At 71.6% G+C, this 24,991-nt stretch carries 22 protein-coding genes; 11 read left to right on the plus strand and 11 right to left on the minus strand.

Annotated features, from left to right (window positions below; genetic code table 11):
* The first annotated feature begins 62 nt into the window (after window positions 1-62).
* The 3 genes from BH708_RS08925 to BH708_RS08935 are packed head-to-tail and all read left to right on the plus strand — an operon-like array spanning window position 63 to window position 3,245.
* Window positions 63-1,337 (plus strand): ABC transporter substrate-binding protein, encoded by a 1,275-nt coding sequence (locus tag BH708_RS08925; protein ID WP_253705528.1) that lies wholly within the window; start codon window positions 63-65, stop codon window positions 1,335-1,337.
* A gap of 34 nt (window positions 1,338-1,371) precedes the next feature.
* Window positions 1,372-2,328 (plus strand): carbohydrate ABC transporter permease, encoded by a 957-nt coding sequence (locus BH708_RS08930; RefSeq protein WP_083713410.1) that lies wholly within the window; start codon window positions 1,372-1,374, stop codon window positions 2,326-2,328.
* Window positions 2,325-3,245, plus strand: a complete 921-nt coding sequence (locus BH708_RS08935) for a carbohydrate ABC transporter permease (RefSeq protein ID WP_083713411.1) — start codon at window positions 2,325-2,327, stop codon at window positions 3,243-3,245. The genes BH708_RS08930 and BH708_RS08935 overlap by 4 nt, the downstream gene beginning before the upstream one ends.
* Window positions 3,246-3,460: 215 nt before the next feature.
* Here BH708_RS08935 and BH708_RS08940 read toward each other — a convergent pair whose 3' ends face one another.
* Window positions 3,461-4,075: a TetR/AcrR family transcriptional regulator gene (locus BH708_RS08940; protein ID WP_076808220.1), complete on the minus strand. Its 615-nt coding sequence runs from the start codon at window positions 4,073-4,075 to the stop codon at window positions 3,461-3,463.
* Between the two features lie 179 nt (window positions 4,076-4,254).
* Here BH708_RS08940 and BH708_RS08945 point away from each other — a divergent pair, with 179 nt between their 5' ends.
* Both BH708_RS08945 and BH708_RS08950 read left to right on the plus strand, forming a co-directional pair.
* The gene (locus tag BH708_RS08945; RefSeq protein ID WP_253705529.1) at window positions 4,255-5,121 is read left to right on the plus strand and encodes an NAD(P)H-binding protein; all 867 of its coding nucleotides are present in this window, start codon (window positions 4,255-4,257) and stop codon (window positions 5,119-5,121) included.
* Window positions 5,122-5,247: 126 nt separating this feature from the next.
* On the plus strand, window positions 5,248-5,664 hold the full coding sequence (locus BH708_RS08950) for a cupin domain-containing protein (RefSeq protein ID WP_076808224.1): 417 nt from the start codon (window positions 5,248-5,250) through the stop codon (window positions 5,662-5,664).
* Window positions 5,665-5,888: 224 nt separating this feature from the next.
* On the opposite strand, the gene BH708_RS08955 is transcribed toward BH708_RS08950, so the two are convergent.
* Entirely contained in the window at window positions 5,889-7,511 is a 1,623-nt protein-coding gene (locus BH708_RS08955) for an FGGY family carbohydrate kinase (RefSeq protein WP_076808225.1), read from the minus strand.
* 188 nt (window positions 7,512-7,699) lie between these two features.
* Here BH708_RS08955 and BH708_RS08960 point away from each other — a divergent pair, with 188 nt between their 5' ends.
* Both BH708_RS08960 and BH708_RS08965 read left to right on the plus strand, forming a co-directional pair.
* Complete coding sequence (locus BH708_RS08960; RefSeq protein WP_076808227.1) at window positions 7,700-8,161, plus strand: VOC family protein; 462 nt, start codon at window positions 7,700-7,702, stop codon at window positions 8,159-8,161.
* Between the two features lie 101 nt (window positions 8,162-8,262).
* A complete protein-coding gene (locus tag BH708_RS08965) occupies window positions 8,263-8,679 on the plus strand; it encodes a hypothetical protein (RefSeq protein WP_076808229.1) in 417 nt (138 codons plus the stop codon).
* 50 nt (window positions 8,680-8,729) lie between these two features.
* Here BH708_RS08965 and BH708_RS08970 read toward each other — a convergent pair whose 3' ends face one another.
* The 4 genes from BH708_RS08970 to BH708_RS08985 form a co-directional block, all read right to left on the minus strand.
* Window positions 8,730-8,909 (minus strand): hypothetical protein, encoded by a 180-nt coding sequence (locus tag BH708_RS08970; RefSeq protein ID WP_076808231.1) that lies wholly within the window; start codon window positions 8,907-8,909, stop codon window positions 8,730-8,732.
* Window positions 8,910-8,978: 69 nt separating this feature from the next.
* Complete coding sequence (locus BH708_RS08975) at window positions 8,979-10,355, minus strand: MFS transporter (protein WP_076808233.1); 1,377 nt, start codon at window positions 10,353-10,355, stop codon at window positions 8,979-8,981.
* 290 nt (window positions 10,356-10,645) lie between these two features.
* Entirely contained in the window at window positions 10,646-11,290 is a 645-nt protein-coding gene (locus tag BH708_RS08980; RefSeq protein ID WP_076808234.1) for a GntR family transcriptional regulator, read from the minus strand.
* 149 nt (window positions 11,291-11,439) lie between these two features.
* Window positions 11,440-12,525 (minus strand): acyltransferase, encoded by a 1,086-nt coding sequence (locus BH708_RS08985; RefSeq protein WP_172805751.1) that lies wholly within the window; start codon window positions 12,523-12,525, stop codon window positions 11,440-11,442.
* A 307-nt stretch (window positions 12,526-12,832) separates the two neighbouring features.
* Here BH708_RS08985 and BH708_RS08990 point away from each other — a divergent pair, with 307 nt between their 5' ends.
* Window positions 12,833-14,221: an amino acid permease gene (locus BH708_RS08990; protein WP_076808238.1), complete on the plus strand. Its 1,389-nt coding sequence runs from the start codon at window positions 12,833-12,835 to the stop codon at window positions 14,219-14,221.
* Here the strand turns inward: BH708_RS08990 and BH708_RS08995 are convergent.
* From BH708_RS08995 to BH708_RS09015, 5 genes are all read right to left on the minus strand, one after another.
* Window positions 14,182-15,591, minus strand: a complete 1,410-nt coding sequence (locus BH708_RS08995) for an acyltransferase (protein ID WP_076808239.1) — start codon at window positions 15,589-15,591, stop codon at window positions 14,182-14,184. The genes BH708_RS08990 and BH708_RS08995 overlap by 40 nt on opposite strands.
* Before the next feature lie 122 nt (window positions 15,592-15,713).
* Window positions 15,714-16,385 (minus strand): response regulator transcription factor, encoded by a 672-nt coding sequence (locus BH708_RS09000; RefSeq protein WP_076808241.1) that lies wholly within the window; start codon window positions 16,383-16,385, stop codon window positions 15,714-15,716.
* Window positions 16,382-17,599 (minus strand): sensor histidine kinase, encoded by a 1,218-nt coding sequence (locus BH708_RS09005; RefSeq protein WP_157235827.1) that lies wholly within the window; start codon window positions 17,597-17,599, stop codon window positions 16,382-16,384. Before BH708_RS09005 ends, BH708_RS09000 begins: the two co-directional genes overlap by 4 nt.
* A gap of 324 nt (window positions 17,600-17,923) precedes the next feature.
* Window positions 17,924-19,300, minus strand: a complete 1,377-nt coding sequence (locus BH708_RS09010) for an MFS transporter (protein ID WP_076808243.1) — start codon at window positions 19,298-19,300, stop codon at window positions 17,924-17,926.
* The gene (locus BH708_RS09015) at window positions 19,297-21,711 is read right to left on the minus strand and encodes a PEP/pyruvate-binding domain-containing protein (protein ID WP_076808245.1); all 2,415 of its coding nucleotides are present in this window, start codon (window positions 21,709-21,711) and stop codon (window positions 19,297-19,299) included. The genes BH708_RS09010 and BH708_RS09015 overlap by 4 nt, the downstream gene beginning before the upstream one ends.
* 125 nt (window positions 21,712-21,836) lie before the next feature.
* Here BH708_RS09015 and BH708_RS09020 point away from each other — a divergent pair, with 125 nt between their 5' ends.
* From BH708_RS09020 to BH708_RS09030, 3 genes are all read left to right on the plus strand, one after another.
* The gene (locus tag BH708_RS09020; RefSeq protein ID WP_083713416.1) at window positions 21,837-22,475 is read left to right on the plus strand and encodes a TetR family transcriptional regulator; all 639 of its coding nucleotides are present in this window, start codon (window positions 21,837-21,839) and stop codon (window positions 22,473-22,475) included.
* Window positions 22,476-22,731: 256 nt separating this feature from the next.
* Window positions 22,732-23,376 carry an NADPH-dependent FMN reductase gene (locus tag BH708_RS09025; RefSeq protein WP_076808247.1) on the plus strand — a complete coding sequence of 215 codons (645 nt, stop codon included), beginning with the start codon at window positions 22,732-22,734 and terminating at the stop codon, window positions 23,374-23,376.
* A gap of 37 nt (window positions 23,377-23,413) precedes the next feature.
* Complete coding sequence (locus BH708_RS09030) at window positions 23,414-24,976, plus strand: MFS transporter (RefSeq protein WP_076808248.1); 1,563 nt, start codon at window positions 23,414-23,416, stop codon at window positions 24,974-24,976.
* Window positions 24,977-24,991 lie beyond the last annotated feature (15 nt).

Here is a 24,991-nt window from a genome sequence, read left to right on the forward strand (position 1 = left end):
TTTCTCCAAGCATTAAATCTAGCAACTGAATTATCAGCTGTGGTGCCGCCGAGGAGACGCTGTTGTCATCCAGAACCCCCCGCATCGGGCGACCGTCCCGCCGTTCCCTGCTCGCCGCCGGCGCCACCGGGGCCCTCGCTGCCGGCGGGCTCTCCGCCTGCGGCTCGTCCGGCCGGCCGCGCGTGACCTTCTACCAGTCCAAGCGTGAGGTGGTCCCCCACTTCCGGGAACTGGTCAGCGAGTTCAACGCCGCGCAGTCCGACTACACCTACATCCACGACATGGCGACGAACCTGCAGGCCGGCTTCGTGCGCTCCAACCCTCCGGACCTCGCCCTGCAGAACTACAACCTCGACATGGCGCGGTTCATGGAGCGCGGGGCGCTGTCGGACCTCGCGGACCTCCCCGAGGCCGACGCGATCCGTCCGGACGTGCTGGACCTGGTGGACTGGTATCCCGGCTACGAGGGCCGCACGAGCGTGATCCCGTACTCGGTCGCCGCCGCATCAGTCATCTACAACAAGCGACTCTTCGAGGAGAACGGGCTCGAGGTCCCCACCACGTGGGACGAGCTCCTCACGGTCTGCGAGACGTTCCTCGAGGCCGGGGTCACCCCGATCTACGGCACCTTCCCGGAGCTGTGGACGACCACGCAGGGTCTGTTCGACTACGTCATCGGCGGCCGGATCGACGTGCGCGACTTCATCACGCAGATCAACGAGATCGGCGAGGACGTCGGCCCCGATTCCGAGGTGTCCTTCCAGACGACGCTGCTGGAGCCGGTCCAGCAGATGCTGGAGCTGCTGCCGTACTTCAACGAGGACGCCCCCAGCCGCACCTACGGGGACGGGAACACGGCGATGGCGCAGGGGGAGGCGGCGATGTACCTCCAGGGTCCGTGGGCGCTGGTGGAGATCGAGAAGGCGGCCACGGACATCGAGCTGGGCTCGTTCCCGCTGCCCGTGACCGACGACCCCGCGGACCTCCGGATCCGCGTGAACATCGATCTCTCGCTGTGGATCCCCGAACAGGCGGACGAGCAGGAGGGCGCCCGGCAGTTCCTGCAGCACCTGATGCGTCCGGAGATCCAGTTCCCCTACAACGAACTGGCCCTGGCCTTCTCCACCACGAAGGACGCCCCGGAGGTCACCGACCCCCGGATCTCCGAGATGCAGCCCTACTACGACGAGGGGAGGTTCTACATGGGCGCTTCACAGTTCATCCCGCCCACCATCCCGTTCGAGAACTACGTCCAATCGATCGTGCTCGGGGCGGACCCGGAGCCGATCCTCGCCCAGATCGACTCCGACTTCGCCCGGCTCGCCTACCGCGCCTGAGCGGCCCATCCGCCGTCGACCCCGAGGACACCGCATGTCAGCGACGACATCCACCGATCCGCATCCCCGCTCCGCCGGGGAGAGCGACCAGCCCGACCCCTCCCCCACCCCGCCCGTGACCCGCCGACGGCGGACGGTGGATCCGGTCTACTACGTCTTCCTGTTCCCCGCCCTGGTGATCTTCACCCTCGCGATCACGCTGCCGGCGGTCATCGGGTTCTTCTACAGCTTCACCAACTCGGTGGGCTTCGGGGACTGGGACTTCATCGGCCTGCGCAACTACATCGCCCTCTTCCAGGACCCCAAGATCCTTGACGCGTACGTGTTCACGCTCGGCTTCGCCCTGGTCACCGTCATCGCGGCCAATGTGATCGCCTTCGCTCTCGCTCTGGGACTCACCTCGCGGATCCGTTTCCAGACGGCGCTTCGCACGATCTTCGTGATCCCCATGGTGATCTCCGGGATCATCATCGCCTTCGTCTTCAAGTTCCTGCTGTCCAACTCGGTGCCGGCGCTCGGACAGGCGCTGGGCATCGGGTTCCTCTCGGAGTCGATCCTGGCCAACGAGAACCTCGCCTGGCTGGGCATCGTGATCGTCACCGCGTGGTCGACGATCCCCGGCGCGATGCTCATCTACATCGCAGGTCTCGTGACGATCCCGGCCGAGCTCTACGAGGCGGCGGCGATCGACGGGGCCTCGGGCTGGCAGCGGCTGACCCGCCTCACCCTGCCGATGGTCTCGGGCTTCATCCTGATCAACACGATCCTGGGCTTCAAGGGCTATCTGAACGCCTACGACATCATCGTGGGCCTGACCGACGGCGGCCCCGGCACCGCCACCAGCTCGATCGCCATGACGATCTTCAAGGGCTTCAGCGGCGGCGACTACGGCTACCAGATGGCCAACGCCGCGGTGTTCTTCGTGATCACCCTGATCCTCGCCGGGATCCAACTGCGGCTCACCGCCGGGAAAGCGAGCTTCGGAGCATGACCATCCCCCAGTCCACGGACTCCCGCGTCCCCGGCGGCCCGGCCGCCGGGACCTCGCCCGCTCGCAGCGCCTCCGGCCGCCGCGGCGGGATCGGCACCGATCGCATCAACTGGTCCGCCACCGCAATCCTCATCGTGTGCTCGCTCGCCGTGCTCGTGCCGTTGTTCGTCACGGTGAACATGTCGCTGAAGACGACGGCGCAGGCGGTCGAGGGCCAGGCCTTCGCCCTGCCGGCCCCCTTCTCGCTCGAGGGCTTCGCGCAGGCCTGGCAGCTGACCAACTTCCCGCGCGGTCTCGCGATCTCCACGTTCATCACGGCCGTGTCGGTGGTCGGAGAGATCGTGATCTCCGCGCTCGCCGCCTTCGCGATCGTGCGCAACTGGGACCGACGCCTGTTCCGCTGGTCCTTCTACTACCTGCTGGCGGCGATGTTCATCCCGTTCCCGGTGGTGGCGCTGCCGCAGGTGAAACTCACCGGCATGGTCGGGCTGGACAACCCCCTCGGGGTCGCGATCCTGCACATCGTGTTCGCCCTCGCCTTCAACACCCTGCTGTTCACCGCGTTCCTGCGTTCGATCCCGATCTCGCTCGAGGAGTCCATGCGGGTGGACGGGGCGAGCACCTGGCAGGTCTTCGTACGGCTGATCTTCCCGCTGCTCGCGCCGATGTCCGCCACGGTGGGGATCTTCGCGTTCCTGGCCTCGTGGAACGACTTCATGATGCCGAGCCTGATCACCACGAACCCCGAGCTGCAGACGCTGCCCGTCCTGCAGCAGATGTTCCAGACCCAGTTCAGCAACAACTACAACATCGCCTTCGCCTCGTACCTCATGGCGATGGCACCGGCGATCGTGGTCTACGTCCTCACGCAGAAATGGGTCATCTCCGGACTCACTCAGGGCGCCGTGAAGTCCTGACGCCGACGGCCGACGGGGAGCCCTCGAAGCAGGAGGACGACGTGCCGGCGGTCTGATTCCGCAGCACCGCGGGCCTCCGACCGGAGCACGCGCACGACCCCGGACACGTGCGGCATTCCGCACCGCGCCGGCGGCAGCGGACGCCGGCCCACTCGGCCTGGGCCCCGAGGCGAAGGCGCCTGTGCGCGGCACGTGCCGTGTCGCTGCTGCGACCTCTACGACGTGGAGCGCCGCTGGGCAGAGGGCTGTGCCGAGGGGCAGATCCCGCCGAGGACGAAGCCGGTTCTGCGGTCGTAGTCCTCGCGGGAGGGACGGGCCCCGTGCTTGAGAGCAAGTGCATTGTTGATGGTCAGGACGTGGAGATCGTCCGGCGTCACTCCCTGGGCCAGAACACCGGCGGCGTGCCCGTCCTCGACCAGGTCGTCATGGATGGCCCCTCCTGCATGGCACAGGATCATCAGCTCCTCCGAGTCGGGGAACTCCTGGAGCAGCACATCGTTGACCGCCGGCACCCGGTACTGCAGATCGCGGAGCGCCCTGACGTAGTAGGTGATCCGTTCCAGCACGGCGGGGATGGAGCGCGTGGACTCGATGACCCCGAGCAGCTCGGCCGCGACCACGTCATCGAGGACGGCGTCGATCAGCCCGGCCCGCCCCCCGAACCGGTTGAAGACGGTCCCCTTGCTCACCCCTGCGACGGCAGCGACGGTCTCGAGCGATGCCGACAGACCCTGCTCACGGAACACCTCCACCGCAGCCGCACGGATCCGATCGACATTGCGCCGCGCATCCGTGCGCAGCGTCGATGTGCCCCGGGTGTCGGTCATCATCTCTCCTTCTCCGCCGAACAACTTGACCACATGGGTCAACATACTGCAGGGTGACTCCCGACAGGAAGTTGACCGCCCGAGTCAGATTCTGCGGATCAGCACCTCCACTCTGGCCGCCGCTTCCCCATCAGCGCCGGCCTCCAGAACCGTTTCGACGAAAGGGCATCATCGTGATCATCGTGACCGGAGCGACAGGCACCCTCAACGGGGCCACGGTCGACCATCTCCTGGGCCGCGTCCCTCCGTCCCGCATCGGCGTCAGCGTCCGCGACCCCGGGCGGGCGAAGCACCTGGCCGACCAGGGGATCCGCGTGCGACAGGGCAGCTACGACGATCCCGTGGCGCTGAGGGACTCCTTCGCCGGCGCGGAGCAGGTGCTCCTGGTCTCCTCCAGCGACGTCACTGCCGACGTCGTCACCCAGCACCGTACGGCCATCGATGCAGCGGTCCAGGCCGGGGCACGGCGGATCCTGTACACCGGTGCCCACGGGACCGGTTTCGACACCCCGTACCCGCCGCTGGCGATCCATGCCGCCACCGAACAGCACCTCGCCGCGTCCGGCGTGGCGTGGACCGTGCTGCGCAACGGGTTCTACGGGCCCCTCGGGCAGCTCCTCGGGCCGTGGCAGGAGACAGGGGTGATCGCCAAGCCGGCCGATGGACCGTTCTCCTGGGTCGATCGGCGCGACGCCGCAGAGGCGGCCGCGGCGATCCTCGCCGGTGATTCGACCTTCGAGGGCCCCGTCGATCTGACGCCGCCGTCGCCGGTCACTCTCGCGGACTTCGCCTCGGCGGCCTCGGCCCTGACCGGGCGCCATATCGAGCGTGTCGTCGTCGACGACGAAGAATGGGTGGCCGACGAGATCGCGCACGGGACCCCGGAGGCGGCCGCCCGGTTCACGCTGTCGATGTTCCAGGCGACACGGAGCGGTCATTTCGCGCAGCCCGATCCGACCACGCTGTCCCAGCTCCTCGGGCGCGAGCCCAGAAGCGCTGCCGACCAGCTGGCCGAGCACATCACCGGGCAGGCCAGGCTCCGCTCCTGAAGCGCTGCGATCCCTCGGCGCCCTCGATCCCACGGGTCCCGCCCTGCGTCCCGCCCCTTGCCCCGGCCACGGTTCCGGTATCTGATGGAGGGGACGGTTCCGCACGTCCCGCCGAAGGAGGCCACGATGAGAAAGCTGCCGAGGAGGCCGACCGCGACCGGTCCGGCCGAGACGTTCACCGGATCGGTGCTGGTCGACGGCATCCGCGGTGCGATGGATGGCTCCCGGGTCGCCGTGGCCCACGTCCACTTCGCCCCGGGTGCCCGCACCTACTGGCACACCCATCCCGTCGGCCAGACCCTCTACGGCACCGACGGTATCGGATTGGTGGTCTCCCGGGACGGCACCGTGGTGACCCTCGAGCCGGGGCGCACCGTATGGATCCCGCCCCTGGAGGAGCACTGGCACGGAGCGATGGATGACCAGCTCATGGCCCATATCGCGATCCAGGAGGGCGATGATGCCGACGAGACGGTGACGTGGCTCGACCCGGTCGGCGACGAGGAGTTCGCCCGCGCGAACGACGCCGCGCGAGCTCGCTGAGCGCAGCCGACCGCACGCCGCGGACGGCACGGCGACGACCACCGACGATCACCGACGACCACCGACGACCACCGACGACCACCCTATGACCACCCGATGACCACCACCCGAGATCGGTGGCGCATCGGTCGGCGGCGCATCGGTCTGCGGCGCACCGGTCTGCGGCGCACCGGTCGACCGCACGACGTCCGGCGGTACGTCGACAGTCTCCGTCGGGCGACGGATCAGTGCAGCGCACGCACCTCGGCCACGGCCGAATAGAGGGCTCGGTGAGCGGCCCGCAGGGCGGCGTGCGACCGGGCGGCCGACGGATCCGGGGCCACCGAGCGCCCGCCGGAGCGGAGAGCCAGCGGAAGGATGCTGTGGCCCTGCTCGAGCGCTTCGGCCGCGGCCAGCGCGCACCCGATCAGCGCCGCGTCCGCTCCGTCGACGGCGCGCACCTCCCTGCCCGTGACGTCGGCGAGCATCCGCAGCCACGGCGCGGAGGCGGCGCCGCCACCGGCGACGGCGAGCGGGCGACTCCGCTCCCCCGTGCCCCGACCCGCCCGGGACGGCGCCGAACCCGCCGAGGCGAGCGCATGGGCGACGCCCTCGAGGACGGCGGCGTACATGTCGATGTCGCGAGTGCTCGGGCCCATCCCGACGATGGCGGCACGCAGGTCGCCATCGCGCACCGGGTACCGCTCGCCGTGGATCGAGGGCAGCGCGAGCAGCCCCGTCGGCCCTCTCCCCTCCCGTGCCTCCCGCTCCTCGAGCCGCGCATCGGCCTCAGCCGGACCCGCGCCGCCCAGCAGCGCGGCACGGGCCCAGTCCGCGGCGGCCCCGGCGGCCAGCAGCGCCGAGATCCGCAGGACGCGGTCGGTTCCCGCGGCGAGGGCGAGGTGGTGCGAGACCCCAGCCTGCTCGGCGGTCGCCGCACTCCCAGCGGCCCCGCGCTGGTCGGTCGCACTCCCGTCGGCCCCGCGCTGGTCGACCGCACTCCCGCCGGCCCCGCGCTGGTCGGCCGCGCTCCCGTCGGTCCCGCGTCGCGGGGTCACCGCGGCCAGCCAGCCGCTGGTGCCGAGGTAGGCGTAGTCATCACCCACCTCGAGGCCGACGATCCCGAGCGTCGTCGCGCCCGCATCGCCCGGGGCGAGCACGATCGGCACGCCCGAGGGCACGCCCAGCAGATCCTGCGCCGCGGGATCGGTGCGACCGACGATCTGCCCGGTCGCGGTGGTCAGCGCAGGCAGCAGCTGCTCGTCGAGACCGGCGGCCCGCGCGATGGCCCCGGAGAACGCCCCCGTGCGCGCCTCCAGCAGTCCGGTGGCGGCGGCCGTCGTCGGGTCGCACCACCGGCCGCAGCCGAGCGCGGACGCGAGGTACCCGGCCGGGCCGAACACCACGCCGCGGGTTCGCCCCGAGAGCCCGGGATCGGTCCGGACCAGGCGTCGGAACATCGCGGCACAGCTGGTGGCATCCTGCACCGTGCCCGTCAGGGCGTTCCACGAGACGCCCCCGCGGTCCAGCTGCGCGTGGATCTCCTCGGCATCCTGCCCGGCCCGCGTGTCGCTGTAGAGGATCGCGGGCGCGATCGCGCCGTCGGTGTCCAGGAGCAGGAGATCCTGCATCTGGCCGGTGAGGCTCAGGGCGAGGAGGTCACCGCTCGCGGCCCGGTCACGCAGGAGCTCGGTGATCGCCGTGCGGGCGGCGCGCAGCCAGTCCTGCGGATCCTGCTCCGCTCCCCCGTCCGCCGTGGTGCGCGTGGGATAGGAGCAGCTCGCCCGGCCATGGACGGCGCCATCGAGGCCGACGAGCGCCGCCTTGGCGGCGGAAGTCCCGAGATCCAGACACAGCACGGACGGCATGGGGTCACAGTAGGCGCTCCAGCGGCCCGAGCGGCAGGCGCCCGCGGACGAGCGCCCGGGTCGCCCCGAACACCGGGTCGTCCCTGTGAGGACAGGACCTGTCCTCCCCATGGTCCAGCATGGACGCGAGGCCGGCGACGCCGCCGTGCCCGAGGGACCCCTACTGCGACCCGACGACGGAGGACGCCATGTCCAGCACCATCCAGGTCACCTTCGATGCCCGCGACCCGCGCTCGCTCTCGATCTTCTGGAAGGAGGTGCTCGGGTACGTCCACCCCGCCCCACCCGGCGTGGAGCTCGCCCCGGGGGCGGATCCCCTCGCCGCCTGGGACGAGTTCCTCGAGGCCCACCAGGTGCCGGTCGAGCTGCGCAACAGCTCCTCCGCCCTCGAGGACCCCGACGGGGCCGGGCCTCGGATCTTCTTCCAGCAGGTCCCCGAGGACAAGGTCGCCAAGAACCGGGTGCATCTCGACGTGCGCACCGCCTCCGATCTGCGCGACCAGGAGCGGATGGAGGCGCTCGAGGCCGAGGGCGCGCGGCTGATCGGCCTCGGGGCGGATCGGCTGGCCCGCCATGATCCCGAGCCTCCGCTGAGCATCGGATTCCTGGTCCTGGCCGACCCGGAGGGCAACGAGTTCTGCCTCGACTGAGCGGTGAGTGCGCCGTCGTGATCCGTGCACCGGTCAGCGCCCTCGACCCGGCGCGCCGGGTCGCGGATACTGGGGACCACCGCACCCGTCAGGAGGCAGACATGGTCGACGACGACGATGCCCGGCTCGCCGCGCTCGCCCTGCGCGCGGAGCAGGGGGAACTCACGGCCCCGCCCGCTGCGGCCCGCCGCGGCCCGGAGGCCCGGGCGGATACCCACACGATGCTGTTCACGGTGCTCGGCCGCCTGCCTCAGGCGGCCGAGAGCGACCTGTTCGGCCCCGGCGTCCAGCGGGTGCTGTACGTCTACTACCCCGAAGGGTCCACGCTGGTCGGCGCCGTGCTGGATCCCCCGGTCTCGGTCCATGCGCCGACGACGGACGCCCTCGACGCGAAGGTGCGGGCGTATGTCGCCGAGCAGCGCGGTGTGGTCGAGGCCGACGTCCATCCCTTCGGCAAGCGCGTGGACCGCGCACGCGCCGTGGAGGCGCTCGAGCGCCTGGTCGACGGTTCCCGATAGGTCAGCCGTCGAGATCCCCGGCAGGCCACTCGCCGGAGGTCACCAGCGGGTCAGCCGCGACCGAGGTACTTCCGGGCGCTGTGCTGGGCCTTGTCGATCCTCGCGCGGTGGCGCGGGGAGGCGCGGCGCGCGGTGTCGGCCGCAGTGTCGGTCAGGCGCCCGGCAATCTGGCGCCCCTTCTCGGTCCGCAGCGCGGCCCGTCCGGCGTAGAGCAGTCGGCTGAGCTTCATGGGGCGAGTCGACCACGTGGGACTGGATCCTCTCTGGACGCCCGCTGGGAACAGCTGTGCCCGCAGCGGTCAGGACCGCCAAGGAGCCGGATCCAGCACGAGCAGAAGGATCGGCACCAGCAGCACCGCGGCGACGATGCCGAGCACGGAGAAGCTGGTGGCCACCATGAGCGGGCCGGCGGCGAACGACGTGGTGGCCCCCAGGAGGTTCGACAGCGCATCCGCGCCGCCCTGCGCGGAGGCGCGCGAGCGGTCCGCGATGGCCGTGGCGAACAGGGCGGAGGCGGCGACGTTCATGAAGGACCAGCCCAGGCCCAGCAGGACCAGGGAGACCATGACTCCCGCGAGGGAGCCCGCTGCGAAGATCGCGGCGGCCAGGGAGCCGGCGAAGATCACGATGCCGATCGCGATCGTCCCGCGGTGACCGATCCGGTCCACGAGGATCCCGACCACCGGGGAGAGGCCGAACATCCCGGCCACGTGGAGGCTGATGGTGAGGCCGACGACGGTCAGCGATCCGCCCTGGTGCTCGATGTGCACGGGCGTCATGGTCATCAGCGAGACCATGACGACCTGTGAGGTCAGCAGCGCCACCAGCGCGGTGCGGGCCCGACGGTTCACCCGCAGCGCGGCGACCATGCGGCGGAAGCGCTCGCCCCGGCGGGGTCGGGCGCGAGCTGCGATCTCCGCGTCCGGGACGACGTCGGCCAGGACGTCGGACGCGGCCTCGGACGTCACCGCAGGATGCTTCTCGGGCCCGGCCCCCGTCACGTCGCGGGCGGAGGCCCTCTGCCGTCGGGCGAGGACCAGCAGCGGGTCCGGCCGCAGCAGAGCGAAGATCACCGTGCCGGCGAGCAGGGAGGCCACGGCGGCGATCAGGAACGCCGCCGCGTACACGCTGAGCCCGGTCGCCTCCCCGACCACCTCCCCCGGCACGCCGAGGTTCGGGCCCAGGACGTTGCCGATCGCGCCCATCCACACCACGAGGGAGAGGGAGCGGGCCCGGGTCGAGGGGGCGGCGAGGTCGGTCGCCGCGAAGCGGGCCTGCAGGCTCGCCGCCGTTCCCGCACCGGTCATCAGCAGACCCAGGAACAGCGGGATCACGGTCTCGAACTGCGCCGCGGCGACCAGCAGCGCCGCCCCGGCAGCGGCCACCCACCAGCCGGTGGCCAGCGCGGTGCGTCGACCTCGTCGCGCGGCGAGGTTGCCCAGCGGGATCCCGAGCAGCGCCGCCCCGAGGGTGGAGGAGGTGCGAGCGAGTCCCGCCCAGGCCTCGTTGTCGGTGACCTCGCCCGCCAGGAGGATCCCGATCGACGGGGCGACGCCCAGGCCGACGGTGCCCAGGATCTGGGCGATCACGAGCACCACGAGGGTGCGTCGCTGGGCGGTGTCCCGACCTCCCGGGCGATCCCTCGCCGCGGCGAGGGACGCGGTCGTTCGCGTCATGCGAGGTCCTGTTCTCTCGTCCTGCACTGCGGGCGACACGGGGTCGGATGCTGCGGGTGCCGGCGAGTCCGCGCAGGGCGGATGAGGCCGGAGCGCTCCCGCCGCGGTGCATCGCCGAACGGCGGATCGGTCCTGCTCCCGGACGGACGCGGGGCATCTCCGCAGCCGTCCAGGCTAGGACACAACTTGTATCCTAGATGACGGAGAGGGCGTCGTCGAGGCACGATCGGCCGTGGATGCCGAGAGCCCGTCGAGGAGCCGGCCCCGCCCCGACCACCCGCGGTCAATCTTCAATCGGCCTCGCGCGGCGCCCCCCTCTCCGAGACGTGAGCGCTGAGCAGGTCCGCGAACTGCTCGGAATCGCCATCGCGGAAGTGCTCCCACAGCTGCACGTGCTCCGCGATCCCGCGCTCGCCGCGCTCCAGCTGCTCTTCCCCGTCGGCCGAGAGCGCGAAGCGGTGCCGGTCGGCCAGTCGGTCGTACAGCTCCAGCTGCACCTGGTTCCCGCCCGCCTCGACGAATCCACGATGGAAGGCCTGCAGCAGGCCCACGAAGGTGTGCAGGTCGTGGGCGCGCAGGGCGGACCTCTGGTCCTCGATGGTCTCCGCGAGCTGCGCCGCGATCCGCGCGCGATCATCGGGTGCGGCACGCTCCGCCCCGGCCCGCTCCAGCAGGACCCGCGTCTCGGCGAGCTCGGAGACTGCCCGCTGGCTGAGCCCGCGGACGAGGGCCCCGCGCTGGGGATAGATGCTGATCCATCCCTCGTCCTGCAGACGCGACAGCGCGGTCCGCACGGGGGTACGGCTCATCTCGAGCTGCGAAGCCAGCCCGGACTCGCCGAGCATCGTGCCCGGCGGGACGTCTCCATCGAGGATCTGCTCGCGAATGCTCTGGTACGCGCGATCGGCGGCGCTGGGCACACGGTCCTCCTGCATCGTCGGCGGCCTCCTGCGCGAGCTGTGCGGCGCCGTCTGTGCGTGGCGCGCTGGACCCACAGTACCGAGATCCTCCGGAGGGGTCTCGACCCGGCTCGTCGGTCGGCGCCGGAGGAGGACGGCGGGACGTGGGCCGGGAGGTCCTCCCCTCAGGGAGTCGGCAGCCGACCTCCGGTGGGTCGGCTCTCGCAGAGCGGGGCCTCGGCATCCGCGACAGCGGCCGGGGGCGCGCTCGGGCCGCCGTCATGGTCGCGCGGGACCGGCATCGTTGCGCTCCGTCCCGGGGCCGGAAGGGTGTAGAGGAAGCCGGTCGCCGGGCGCAGGAGCACGGCGAGCACGCAGACCCCGAGCGTGACCAGGACGAAGAGCGCGGTCGTCGCACGGCTCGGGGGCAGGTCGAGGTGCCGGGCGAGAAGCTCGATGACCGGGAGGTGGACGAGGTACAGCACGATCGAGTGGCGCCCCAGCCACTCCAGCATGCGCACCGCCCGGATCCGGGGCAGCCGCTGGGCGAGGGCGACGCCCGCGAGCACGGCGACCAGCACCACCAGCTGGGAGAGGATCGGCACCTCCGGGTCCCGATCGATCCGCACGGCGAAGGCCGCCCATCCCAGGGCCAGGAGAAGTCCGGGAGCGAGGACCCACAGCGGCATCCTGCGGACCAGCACGATCCGGCGCAGCGCGGCGCCCGCGAAGAAGAACACGGCGTAGTACACGAACTTGTCGGGCCGGTAGCTGGGATCGATGAGGGCGGACCCGAACATCTGCATCACGGTCCAGGCCGCCAGGCTCGCCAGCGCCACCCACCCGGGCGCGACCCTCCGGGTGAGCAGGCCGACGACGTAGTACACGAACAGCGCCAGCAGGAACCAGGTGTACATGCCGTTGACCCACCACAGCGGGTCGGTGCCGAACCCCCACCCCATGATCGCCAGCATGAGCACGGACCACAGCAGCCACGGCCACAGCAGGCTGCGCACCTTGCCGATCAGGAAGCGGCCGGCCGGCTTCTCCAGCGACCGCGGCAGCAGGATGCCGGAGGCGAACAGCAGCGCCGGCATGCGGAACGGTTTGGCGGCCTCGGAGAGCAGCACGGCCTCGTGCGCGGTGCCGCCGTCCCAGATCTGCTGGACGATGCTGATGTGGTGGACGATCACCAGCAGGATCGCCGCACCCCGCAGCAGGTCCATCCAGTGCTGCCGCCCCTGCGGGGGTCCGGGCTCGAGACTGCTCATGGCGATCGAGCGTAGACGCACGCGGCGGGCCCGGCCTCGTCCGCGCCCCGGTCGCCCGGGGAACATCGGGTGACGAGTCGGTGTCCGGGCGATGGCCGCGGTCCGGCGCATCGAGCGCGAGCAGGGCACGGTCGATGGACCGTGCGGGACGCGGGCACGGCGCGCCCGTCGTCTCGGGTGCGGATCACCCGTCGACCCGGTGGGGCAGAACGTGGCCGGACACACGTACCGCGCCCCGACCCGTCGGCCGTACCGTGTCAGTGGCACAAGAAGCCCTTCCTCCCCCTCCCCGGAGCACTCCCCCACGATGAGCACGTCCACGCAGGAGAACCCCTCCCCCGCCCCGACGCGGCGCCGACCCGGCCTGAAGGCCCGTCACCTCCACTTCATCGCCCTCGGCTCCGCGATCGGGACGGGCCTGTTCTACGGCTCGGCCGGCGCGATCCAGGCCGCCGGCCCCTCGGTGCTGCTGGTCTACCTGCTCGGCGGCGCGGTCGTGTACTTCATGCTGCGGGCGCTCGGCGAGATGGCGGTGCGGATGCCGATCTCCGGCTCCTTCGCCGAGTACACCCGCCGCTTCCTGGGCCCGTGGGCCGGGTACATCACCGGGTGGATGTTCGCCTTCGAGATGCTCATCGTGTGCCTCGCGGATCTCACCGCGATCGCGATCTACATGGGATTCTGGTTCCCGGACACCGCGCAGTGGGTCTGGGTGGCGCTCACGCTGCTGATCGTGGGCGCCGCGAACCTCGCGAGCGTCCGCTGGTTCGGGGAGCTCGAGTTCGTGTTCACGATCGTCAAGGTCGCCGCGGTGGTCGCGATGATCCTCGGCGGTGCGGCGATCCTGGCGTTCGGCCTCGGCGCACGGACCGGCGGGAACCCGCTGGCGGACCTCACGGCCGACGGCGGCTTCTTCCCCCACGGCGCCGGCGGCATGATCAGCGCGTTCATCCTGGTGCTGTTCGCCTTCGGCGGCACGGAGATCATCGGAGTCGCGGGCACCGAGGCGGAGGACCCCGACACGGCCGTCCCGAAGGCGGTCAACACCGTGCCGGTGCGGATCCTGCTGTTCTACGTGCTCGCGATCGGCGTGATCCTGCTGATCACCCCCTGGCGCACGATCACCGGCGAGCAGTCGCCGTTCGTGCAGATCTTCGACACCCTCGGCGTGAACTGGGCGGCGGCGGCGCTGAACGTCGTGGTGATCACGGCGGCGCTCTCGGCGATCAACGCGGACCTGTTCGGCGCCGGCCGGGTGGTCTCGGGGATGGCCCGGCAGCGCCTGGCGCCGCTCGCCTTCTCCCGCACCGTGCAGGGCGTCCCGGTGGTCACCACCGTGGCGATGCTCGGCGTGCTGGTCGTCGGCGTGGCGCTGAACTGGGCGCTGCCCGAGGCGGTGTTCACGATCGTCGCCTCGCTCGCGACCTTCGCGACGATCTTCGTGTGGCTGATGATCCTGCTCTCCCAGGTCGCCTCGCGCCGCGGCATGTCCTCCGCCGAGCGGGCGGCGCTGGTGTTCCCGGTGCCGCTGTGGCCCTACGGGCAGGCGTTCGCGATCGCGTTCATCCTGTGCACGATCGGGATCATGGTCTGGCAGCCCGCCTACCACCTGGCACTCGCGGTGGGGATCGGCTTCGTCGCGGTGATGTCGCTGCTCTATGGCGCGGTGGTCCGCCGACGGGTGGAGCACGGCTGAACCGGCTCAGGCCGGTCGCGTCGCCTTCCCGTCGAGCCGGACGGAGCAGCTCGCGACGCCGACGGTGTGCGAGATCGGTGGATCCGCAGCAGCGCGATCGACCCCAGGCAGACGGCGATCGCCGTGGTCAGGGGTGTGGCCCCGGCCAGCAGGAGCAGCAGCACCGCGGCGAGCCCCAGCAGCACGCCCTGCAGGGCGCGTCGGGGAGAGTCCGTCGGCCATGGTGCGCGGCGGCGTTCGATCCCGCCGAGCAGCCACGCCACGCCGAGGGTGAGCAGGACCGTCCCGATCAGCCATACGGGCCGGGTCACCCACCACGCCGGGCTGGAGGGCTCGGGCAGCGGTCCGGCGCCGAGCAGGGCGAGGTGCGCGGAGGCCCCCGCCGCGAACAGCAGCACCGGCAGGTTCCACAGGTAGATCGTCATGGAGTGCGCCGTGACGAAGCGGGTGGATGCGGCGACGCGTGGACGCTCGCTGAGAGCCGTCAGCGGGCGCCGCAGCAGGGAGATCAGCAGGGTCTGGGCGAGGCCGACCAGCAGCAGCGCCGTCGTCGGCGGGTTCATGTGCGCGATGAGATCGGCGGACCACCCTCCGGCGGCGACGACCAGGACGAGGACCGTCACGGCCGCGATGCCCGCCGCCTTCCGCACCGGGACGGGGAGGCGCTCGAGGTGCCCGTCGGCGAGGAGGAATCCCAGCTGCTGCAGGGCGAGCCAGACGAAGGCGAGATTCGCGTAGCCGATCGCGTCGGCTCCGGTGGCGCCGCGCAGCACGTCGACCGCCACGGCCGCCGCGGCCAGAGCGGCGAACAGCGCCCACGGCGCCCGGGCGTGGAGTGCGAGCTGGGCGGGCAGCAGGGCCTGGCAGGCGAGGAACACGCCGAGGAACCACAGCGGTTCGCTGTAGCGCAGTCCGATCTCCCGGATCAGGTCGGCCGGGGCCCCTGCGCCCGGCAGCAGCGCGAGGCCGAGGCCGACGGCGCCGATCGTCGCCACGGCGGGCAGCAGGAGGCGGTGGACGCGTCCGGCCACGAAGGCGGTCGCGGTGCCGCCCCGCGCGAGGGAGCGGCGGTGCGCCACCAGTCCTGCGAAGCCACCGATGACGAAGAACACCGGCATCACCTGCAGGATCCAGGTGACCGGTGGATACCAGGCAGCACCCCGGGTGGCGTACTGGAGGGCCGGCCCCGACTCCCCGACCGTGGCGCTGACCTGCAGGCCGTGCAGGACGAGGATCGCGAGCAGGCAGAGCGCGCGGACCAGGTCGATGCCGGTGTCCCGCGCGGCGGGCAGCGGCGGATGCCCCGTGGTGGACGGCGGTGCGGAGCGGCGGTCGGCCGGTGGGAGCGGCCGGCTCGGGCTGAGGGTCATGGGGGTCCTCCTCGGATCGTCGCGAGGAGATTAGGAGCGCGGCGCCCGAGGACACGTCGCCCGCAGGTGCGGTGTGGGCCCCCTACCGGGGAGTGAGTCCGCCGGGGCAGGCGGTACCGGAGTCAGGGGGCGGGCTCGACGAGGCCGTTGTCGAAGGCGAAGATCACGGCCTGGACCCGGTCGCGGGCGCCGATCTTCGTCAGCAGCCGGCCCACGTGGGTCTTCACGGTGTGGTCCGAGATGAACAGTTCCTGGCCGATCTCCCGGTTCGACAGGCCCCGGCCCAGCAGGACGAGCACCTCGCGCTCCCGCTCGGTGAGGCGGGCCAGCACGGCCGCTGCCCGCGGTCGCCGCGGCTTCCGCGCGGCGAACTGCGCGATCATCCGGCGGGTGATGCCCGGGGAGAGCAGCGCATCCCCGGCGGCGACCACGCGCACGGCGTGGGCGAGCTCGTGGGCGGAGGCGTCCTTGAGCAGGAACCCGCTGGCCCCGGCCTCGAGGGCGTCGTAGACGTAGTCGTCGATGTCGAAGGTGGTGAGCATGAGGATCCGCGGGGGGCGGGCGACAGGGCTCGCGGGGTCGAGGATGCGACGGGTCGCCTCGATCCCGTCCATCTCGGGCATCCGCACGTCCATGAGGATCACGTCGGGTTCGAGCCGTGCGGAGCGGGCGATCGCCTCGGTGCCGGTCTCGGCCTGGCCCACGACGCGCAGGTCCTCCTGGGCATCCAGGAGGGCGGCGAAGCCGGCACGGACCATCGCGGCGTCATCGGCGATCAGCACGGCGATGCTCATGAGGATTCCTCCGGGTGGTCGGTGATGGGCAGGGCGGCCGTGACGGTCCAGCCGCCGTCGCGGTCGGGCCCGGCCTGCAGGCTCCCACCGAGCAGGGCGGCGCGCTCGCGCATTCCGCGCAGTCCGTGGCCGCCGCCTGGGGACTCACCCCCGGCGGAGTCCCCCGGGGCTCGGTTGTGGACCCGGATGATCAGGGTGTCCTGGGGGGCGTCGAGGACCACCTCGACCGGTGCGCCGGGAGCATGGCGCACGGCATTGCTCAGTGCTTCCTGCGTGATCCTGAACGCGGTGACCTGCACTCCCAGGGAGAGCGGGGGCGAGCCCACGGGCATGGACAGCCCGACCTCGGCCCCCGCCCGGCGGGCGCCCTCCACCAGCTCCGTGATGTCCTCGAGGCTCCTCTGCGGGGTGAGCTCCGGGGCGTGGTCCTCGGTGCGCAGCACCCCGAGCAGCCGCCGCATCTCCACCAGCGAGCCCCGTGCGGTCTCCGCGATCTCGCCGAACTCACCGATCGCCTCGGGCGGCAGGTCGGAGATCCGGTACTCGGCGGTGGAGGCCTGCACCTGGATCAGCGAGGTGCTGTGCGCGACGATGTCGTGCAGCTCGCGGGCGATCCGCGTGCGCTCCTCGATCAGCAGCCGGCGCGCCTGCTCCGCGGCGGTGTGCTCCCTCTCCCGGTCCAGCTCCTCCCCGATGCGGAGTCGCCCGGCGATCAGCACGCCGACCAGGAGCGCGCCGGCGGCGAGCGAGACCGTCACCAACAGATCCACGCCCGTCGCCCCGCGCGGGACCGCGCCGGCGAACAGGGAGCCGGTCACGAGGGACCCCGCGGCGGGGAGCGCCCAGGCCGCCAGGCCCGTCCGCCAGCCGTGGAAGGCCGTGACCACCAGCACGAACACGACGAACGCGATCATCGCGGGAACGGACCACGGCCACGGCCAGGACAGGTCCCGCTCTGCGGAGACCAGCAGCGGGAGCACGATGGCCGCGACGCCGAACACGACGATCGCGACCCGCGGTCGGGTCAGCGCCAGCAGGGGCGCTCCGCACAGCGCCGCGCCGGGTGGGATGGCCAGGGGCACCGCCGTGCCGTACCCGGCAGACTGGAGCGCCACCAGCACCGTGAACAGCACGATCGCCACGGCCATGAGCACGATGAGCACCCAGGTGCGCCGGTAGGGCGTTCGAGGAGCTGGGGCGCTGAGAAGGTCCACGCCGTGACCCTACGGAGCAGGTGCCCGGGTCCGCATCGGCCAGGAGTAGGGGTGGCGGTGGTACCTGCGAGGGAGCATCCGGCCGTCGCCGGTCCTGAGGCAGCGTTCCCGTCGCAGCATCTCAGGCGACCGGTGGCGGAGCCTGGTCCCTCGTGGCTCGGTCGCGAGCGTCCGGAGTTCTGTGTCGTGTCGTGACCAGCACGGCTGCCGGCCCGATGGCGATCGGCGGGATGAGCAGCAGGTCTCTGACGCCGGTATGGTCGACCAGGTGCCCGGCGAGCGCATTTCCGACGGCGCTCCTCGCCCGGCCGATGGGTCGTCGCGTCAGCGCCGGGCCTGGGCCTCTCGGGGCGAGGTGTCGGGAAGCAGCAAGGACACGAGGACCCCGAGAACCGCCACGGCGACCAGCACCACGAACAGCACGAGGAAGCCGTCCGGCGGTGACGGCGCCAGCGGGCCGGCCAGCAGGGCTGACCCGAGGATGCTGCCGAGGTAGCGGCTCGCGAAGAACACGCCGGTCGCCGTTCCGGTGTCGGACTCCGCGACGTCGTACAGGGCGCCCAGCTGGAACGGCGTCATCGACAGCCCCACCCCTGCGCCGAGGACGGCCAGGCACACCGCAAGGGCCACCGGTGGCCAGCTGCTCGCCCCCACGGCCAGCAGCACGAGCCCTGCGGTCATCACCCCGAGCCCCGTCGTGGCAGGGCGCCGGGGGCCGACCTTGTCCACCAGGCGACCGCCCAGGATCGCGACCGGCGCCGAGGCGACGGTCAGCGCCCCCAGGACGAGCCCGATGGTGAGCTCCGTCCGCCCCTCGGCGTGCAGGAGCAGCGGCAGGGCCAGCAGCGTCACGTAGAAGGCGAGGTTCGACAGCGCGATCCCTGCCGAGGCCGAGGCGAAACTGCGCACGGCGAACAGGCGCGGCTGGAGCACTGGACCCTCCCGTCGCAGCTCATACAGGACGAACCCGCCGGCCGCGGCCGCCAGGACGACCCAGGCCAGGATCGCGCCCGTCCCCTGCGGCCCGAGGTCGAGCATCAGGGTGAGGCCCACCAGCAGCGCCGACAGCCAGATCCCGCCCAGGACGTCGAACCGCGGGGCCTTCCCATGATCCGCACCGCGAGGGATCACCCACCAGCCCAGCAGCAGAGCCGCCCCGGTCAGGGGCAGGTTGACCAGGAAGATGGCCGGCCAGCTGCCCAGCGCGACCAGGCCACCGCCGATCACGGGGCCGACGGCCGCCGCGAGCGGCAGGACGGCCCCGACGATGCCGAACGCGCGTCCGACCCGATCCGGAGACGCGGTAGCCCGCATCATCGCCATGGCGTTGGGGGCGACCAGCGCCCCGGCGACGGCCTGGCCGACCCGGCAGAGGATCAGCATCCACAGCGCCGGGGCGATCACTGCCAGGGCGGAGGCCACGAACGCCAGGCCGAATCCGCCCAGCACGACGGGCCGTCGACCGACGCGGTCGCCGAGCTTGCCGGCCACGGGCTGCAGGGCGGCCGTCGCGATGAGGTAGGCGGTGACCAGCCAGCTCATCGAGGCGCTCGAGACCGCGAAGTGCTCTGCCATCCCCGGCAGCGCCACCGCGATCATGGTCGAGTTCAGGGGCCCGACCACGGTGCCGCACAGGACCACCGCGACGATCAGCCGCGGCCGGCCCACCGGGGTGGGTGCAGCGGGATCGGCCGTGGTCATCCGATGGCGTCCTCGCGTGTCGGGGAGATCGCGCCCGATTCCTCACCGCTCGTGGTGGTCACCGGCGAGACCGATCCCTCGTGGGCATCGACCACGACGCGCTGACCGTCGGACAGCGCCGTCGTGCCGTTGCCTGTGCCCATCACGGCCGGGATGCCGCGCTCTCGTGCCACGATCGCGGCGTGCGAGGCCACCCCGCCGGTGTCGACGACCACGGCCGCGGCGAGGTCGAACAGAGGGGTCCAGGTCGGATTGGTGTACGGGCACACCATGATCTCGCCGCGGCGCAGGGTGGCGAAGTCCTCCTCGCCGCGGATGATGCGGACCGTCCCGACGGCGATGCCGCGGCTGGCGGTGGCGCCGACCACGGCGTCCTCGCGTCCGCGTCGTCGCACCAGCTCGGCGGCGATGATCGTGTACCCGTCCAGCGACCGCTCGCGTGCGGCACGGCGGTGCTCGACGAGGGCTCTCATCTCCTGCGGGGGCAGGTCCAGCTCGTCTTTCCTGAGGTATGCCACGTCCTCCGCGCTGTCGAGTCCACCGCGAGCGGTTGCACGTCGGCCCAGTTCGAGCAGCATGCGCCGGGCCACGGCCAGCACCATGACCAGCTGGAAGTGGGAGTCCTCGCGGAAGGCGATCGTGGAGCGGGAGACGTCCACCAGAGCGAGGATCGGGCCGCGGAGGAGCCGGGCGGTGGGTGTGCCGAGCCGATGGAGCTCTGCGCGAGCTGCGGCGGCTCGCTCCTCGGGCTCCGGATCCTGGCTCTCCGGGTGGTCCGCGATCAGTCCGGCGAGCATGGCATGGACGACGTCGGCCCGTTCCCGCAGCGGGGCGACGCCGAGGCTGAAGATCGACATCTCCCGGAATCCGTAGGAGGCCAGGAACTCCTCGATGCGCGCTGCGAGCTCGCGCCCCTCCTCGGACGCCCGCAGCCGGCTCGGGACCTCGCTCGTGCTGCTCTCCCGGTAGATCATGCGCAGGGCGGGTGAGCGGCGGATCGTGGCGGCGAGCTCGGCGAGCGCCGCGTTCGACCGGGTCGTCACGCACGGCACGGCGGTGAGCAGGTCGTCGAGGAGGCGTCGCGCCTCCTCGGGCCCGATGATCCCCCGAAGGCCGCGCAGCGCGAGGGCCTCGGCGATCACCCCACGCGGCAGGAGCGCGAATCGGCGGAACAGCCTGCCTCCGAGGGCGCTCAGCAGCATGTCCATCCGTCTCAGCAGGTCGGAGTCCTCGAAGCGACCGGGGTCCTCCCGGTCGATGCGCTCCACCAGGGGCTGCAGCTCGGCGGTCACCCAGTCCCGGTACCCCGCGACCGGCGCGCACAGATTCCTCAGCACGGCGGGCATCGCCCGGGGCACTCCGAGCACGGCGCGGCCCTGGGGCCGCAGGGCGGGCGGCCGGATCTGCACCACCCCGTCGTCGATCTCCGTCAGCACGTCCTCGGGGCGCGAGGGGGTGAGGCCCGCCGAGCGCAGGGCGCGCAGGATCGCCTCGAGGACGGGACGCACCAACAGGTCCTGGTCGATCGGGAAGGGAGGGTAGGGCATGTGGTCCAAGGCCATCTGCCAGTCCGGGCCGCGGCCGCGCCTGCGCGACGTGCTCGTCGGCCCCGGGGGCAGAGCCGTGAGCGGGCGGGACTGCACCAGCTGGTAGCCCCGTGACGTGTACGCCCACTCGATGTCCTGCGGGGACCCGAAGGCTCTCTCGACCGCTCTGCCGAGGCGCGCCAGGCTTCGCTGCCGCGGCAGGGCGGGCGCGCCGTCGAGCTGCCGCAGGGTGCGTTTGCCGATGGTCCGACGCTCACCGGTCTCCTCCCCCGACACCAGGGATTCTCCCAGTCCCTCGACCGACTCGACGAGCATGTGCCGGCGGTCACCGGTGACGGGGTCCGCCGTGAACATCACGCCCGCCGTCTCGGCGTCGACCATCTGCTGGACCACGACGGCCAGGGCGAGGTCGTCGTCCGCGTGACCGCTCCGCTCCCGGTAGGAGACGGCTCGCGGCGTCCACAGCGAGGCCCAGCAGTCCCGGACCGCGGCGATCAGCGCGTCCTCCCCTTTGATCCCGAGATACGTGTCGTGCTGACCCGCGAACGAGAGATCGGCCAGGTCTTCGGAGGTTCCGGAGGAGCGCACCGCGACCGCGGGTCGCCCCAGAGCGGCGTACGCGGCGCGGATCTCGTCGGCGAGCCCCGCGTCCATCTCCATCTGCGCGATGCGCCGGTGCGCCGCCTCCGGAGGGAGGCGGGACAGGCCGGCCGCCGTGACGGCGTCGCGGTAGGCGGCGGTGGTCACGACGAACCCCGGCGGCACCGGGAACCCGTGGCCGATCAGTGCGCCGAGCCCCGAGGCTTTGCCTCCGACGAGGTCGTGATCGGCGGCGCCTCCGAGCTGCACTGTGTGGGAGGACACGCGGCATCCTTTCCGGGAGGTTAACTTCATCGAACAATGAAGTTAACGTACAGCACGGCACGGCACCTCGGAAGACGTGCGGTCCGATCGGGCGGCAGGAACCCCGCCGGCCGGGTAGATTCACCATGATGGAGACGTCGGCCGAGCACAGCGGACCCGCGCGACGGCGCGGCCGGTGGCGCACCGGCGCCCGCAGTCGTGAACGGATCCTGGAGGCGGCGAGGTCCTGCTTCGCGCAGCACGGCTACGACCGCGCCACCGTGCGCGAGATCGCCGGTGCGGCCGGGGTGGATCCTGCGATGGTCCACTACTTCTTCGGGAGCAAGTCCAGGCTGTTCGTCACCGCCATGGAGTTCCCCGTCAATCCGATCGACGAGATCACCGAGGCTCTGGACGCCGATCCCGAGGAGCTCGGCGGCCGGATCGTGCGGCGCTTCGTCGAGAGCTGGGACGCGTCACCGGGCGCGGGTCCGCTGGCGGCGCTGCTGCGCTCCCCCGGGGACGAGCGCTCGGAGACCATGTTCTCCGAGTACATCCGACGGGAGATCGCGGGCCACCTGATCCCTGCGATCCCGGGCGAGGACCCGGAGCTTCGCGCCGAGCTCATCGGCAGCCATCTCATAGGCCTGGCCCTCAGCCGGTACGTCCTCGGGCTCGAGCCGCTCGCGTCCGCGACCCCGGAGACTCTCGCGACGTGGATGGGGCCGGCGATCCAGTACTACCTCGCCGGCACGACGGCTCCTCGAGGCCCGCAGCAGGGATGACGCAGATGTGCGAGCCCTCGATGCTCCGCTCGCCCTGAGCGTCATCAGCGATCTGTCGGGTCCTGCATCGGCTCCCCCGGCTCGGGGCGTCATGTCCCTTCCGCAGCGCACCGACCGCGGCGCCACGACGATCTGCGGCCCGGACCGCACGAGAAGCAGCCATCGGCGGGACCGCAACGTTTCCGGTACGTCGGCGCAGCGCATCGGACGCACCATCGGTATCGACCGATGACGTCTCCCGAAGGAGTCACCACCGATGACCTCCCGCGCCCTTCCCGCCGAGCAGCCGTCCCGCGACCGAGCCGTGGGCGCTCCCGTACGGATCGCCGTGATCATGGGCAGCATCCGCGCCGACCGCTTCTGCCCGACGCCGTCGTCGTGGATCGCCGAGCAGGCCCGCACGCACGAGGACGTCGACGTCGATCTGATCGATCTGGCCGACTACGACCTGCCCGTGGTGCTGGGCGGCAACGACGAGAGCGCACAGCAGCCCGGGCCCGTCATCGACCTCGGATGTCGCCTCGCGCCCGCGGATGCTTTCGTCGTGGTCACCCCGATCTACAACCGCTCCTACCCGGCGTCGTTGAAGAACGCCATCGACTGGTACTACACCGAATGGCAGCTCAAGCCGGTCGGGTTCATCTCCTACGGCGGGATCACCGGGGGCCTGCAGTCCATCGACGCCTTGCGCAGCGTGTTCACCGAGTTCCACAGCGTTCCGCTGCGTGACTCGATCATGTTCGCCAATTTCTGGCAGAGCTTCGACCACGACGGGCGACCCCACGACGTCGAACGCACCTCCGCGCTCGCCGACGGCTTCCTCGGCCAGCTCATCTGGTGGGCACAGACCCTACGGCAGGCCCGGACCGACCGCCCGTACCCCTTCGTCGAGTCCGTATGACCACCCCTGGACGAGGATCTCCGGGAGCTGATCTCGCGTGACGACGGACGACTCCTCCCTCGACGCGTCTGCACCGACATGGCGTGCATGGACGGGACTGCTGGTGCTCGCCCTGCCGTTGTTCATGATGGCGACGGATTTCACCGCGATCTTCCTCGCGATGCCCTCGATCGCCGCGGAGCTGGTCCCCTCGACGCCGCAGCTGCTGTGGATCGTGCACATCGGAGAGCTGATCGCCGCCGGTTTCGTGATCACGATGGGGTGGCTCACGGGCCGCATCGGCCCTCGCGCACTGCTGCTGGGCGCGATGGCCCTGTACGCGGTGGCGTCGGCGCTGGCCGCCTTCGCCCCCGACGCCCAGACCCTGCTGGCCGCCCGGGTGCTGATCGGACTGGCCACGGCGGCCGCCTCCCCGGCGGGGATCGCTCTGCTGCGCTCGCTGTTCCGCAGCTCCGCGCATGTCGGCATCGGCTTCGCCGTGGTGATGGGAGCCTTCTCCGTCGGCGGAGCACTCGGCCCACCCTTGGCCGGTCTGCTCCTGGAACACCTCTGGTGGGGTGCGGTCTTCCTGGTCAACGTCCCGGTGGCCGCCGTGGCGCTGGTGGCCGGGCTGGGGCTGTTCCCCCGCACCGGGGAACGGACCACCGATCGGATCGACATGGCCAGCGTGGTGATCTCGATGACCGCGGTCATGCTGGGGGTCTACGGGCTGCAGAACATCGCGGACCGCGGGCTCTCGGCCCCCGACGCTCTGGCCGTGCTCGGCGGCATCGCCCTGGGGTGGTGGTTCCTCCGGCGGCAGCGGCGCATCGACAACCCGCTGCTGGACCTGACCCTGTTCTCCCTGCGCGTCCTGCGCGTCCTGGCCATCGTCTTCGTCACCTCCCAGGTCGCCTTCATGGCAGTGGATTTCGTGCTCGTGCAGTATCTCCAGGTGGTCGCGGGCATCCCGACCGCGACGCTCGGACTGCTGCTGGCGGTCCCCGCGACCGGCGCGATCATCGCCACCGCCCTGACCCCGGCCCTGTCGCGCAGGTTCGCCCCCTCGACCGTGATGACGGCAGGAACGGGCGTCGCCGTGCTGGGGACCGCCTTCGTCCTGGTCTGCCTCATGGTGGCGACGGGGACGCCTCTGCTCGCCGTCGGGATGACGGTCGTCTCCGTCGGAGTGAGCCCACCGATGGTGGTGGGCGCGCAGCTCATGGTCACCTCGGTGACGCAGAGGCAGACCGGCCCGGCCGCCGCGATCCAGGACATCGCGGCGAGCCTCGGGGCGGCCGTGGGGATCGTGCTCCTGGGCAGCCTCGCCATGTCCGTCTTCCAGGGGACGTTGCGAGCCGCCGCCCCCGACGCGGTCGAAGGCCGCGCCGTGGACGCAGCCGGCGAGAGCCCGGGCGGTGCGGTGGCTCTCGCCGAGAGCCTCGGCGGCTCGGTCGGCCAGGAGCTGCTCCTGGCGACACAGGAGGCCCTGACCCGAGGCACGATCGTCGCCTACCTGGGTGCCCTGGTCATCGGCCTGGCCACCATGATGATCCTGCGGGGGCTGCGGGGCGTCGACCTTCCCGCCGAGGACGGGACGACGGCAGAGCGCCGTTCGTAGGCATCGCCCCGTCCG

Source organism: Brachybacterium sp. P6-10-X1, assembly GCF_001969445.1.
Classification (GTDB): Bacteria; Actinomycetota; Actinomycetes; order Actinomycetales; family Dermabacteraceae; genus Brachybacterium.

Excerpts from the sequence above, each read along its gene's own strand:
- BH708_RS08930 (WP_083713410.1), top strand. The coding sequence starts at position 1,372 with ATGTCAGCGACGACATCCACCGATCCGCATCCCCGCTCCGCCGGGGAG.
- BH708_RS08935 (WP_083713411.1), top strand. The coding sequence starts at position 2,325 with ATGACCATCCCCCAGTCCACGGACTCCCGCGTCCCCGGCGGCCCGGCC.
- BH708_RS08940 (WP_076808220.1), bottom strand. The coding sequence starts at position 4,075 with ATGATGACCGACACCCGGGGCACATCGACGCTGCGCACGGATGCGCGG.
- BH708_RS08950 (WP_076808224.1), top strand. The coding sequence starts at position 5,248 with ATGAGAAAGCTGCCGAGGAGGCCGACCGCGACCGGTCCGGCCGAGACG.
- BH708_RS08955 (WP_076808225.1), bottom strand. The coding sequence starts at position 7,511 with ATGCCGTCCGTGCTGTGTCTGGATCTCGGGACTTCCGCCGCCAAGGCG.
- BH708_RS08960 (WP_076808227.1), top strand. The coding sequence starts at position 7,700 with ATGTCCAGCACCATCCAGGTCACCTTCGATGCCCGCGACCCGCGCTCG.
- BH708_RS08965 (WP_076808229.1), top strand. The coding sequence starts at position 8,263 with ATGGTCGACGACGACGATGCCCGGCTCGCCGCGCTCGCCCTGCGCGCG.
- BH708_RS08970 (WP_076808231.1), bottom strand. The coding sequence starts at position 8,909 with ATGAAGCTCAGCCGACTGCTCTACGCCGGACGGGCCGCGCTGCGGACC.
- BH708_RS08975 (WP_076808233.1), bottom strand. The coding sequence starts at position 10,355 with ATGACGCGAACGACCGCGTCCCTCGCCGCGGCGAGGGATCGCCCGGGA.
- BH708_RS08980 (WP_076808234.1), bottom strand. The coding sequence starts at position 11,290 with ATGCAGGAGGACCGTGTGCCCAGCGCCGCCGATCGCGCGTACCAGAGC.
- BH708_RS08985 (WP_172805751.1), bottom strand. The coding sequence starts at position 12,525 with ATGAGCAGTCTCGAGCCCGGACCCCCGCAGGGGCGGCAGCACTGGATG.
- BH708_RS08990 (WP_076808238.1), top strand. The coding sequence starts at position 12,833 with ATGAGCACGTCCACGCAGGAGAACCCCTCCCCCGCCCCGACGCGGCGC.
- BH708_RS08995 (WP_076808239.1), bottom strand. The coding sequence starts at position 15,591 with ATGACCCTCAGCCCGAGCCGGCCGCTCCCACCGGCCGACCGCCGCTCC.
- BH708_RS09000 (WP_076808241.1), bottom strand. The coding sequence starts at position 16,385 with ATGAGCATCGCCGTGCTGATCGCCGATGACGCCGCGATGGTCCGTGCC.
- BH708_RS09010 (WP_076808243.1), bottom strand. The coding sequence starts at position 19,300 with ATGACCACGGCCGATCCCGCTGCACCCACCCCGGTGGGCCGGCCGCGG.
- BH708_RS09020 (WP_083713416.1), top strand. The coding sequence starts at position 21,837 with ATGATGGAGACGTCGGCCGAGCACAGCGGACCCGCGCGACGGCGCGGC.
- BH708_RS09025 (WP_076808247.1), top strand. The coding sequence starts at position 22,732 with ATGACCTCCCGCGCCCTTCCCGCCGAGCAGCCGTCCCGCGACCGAGCC.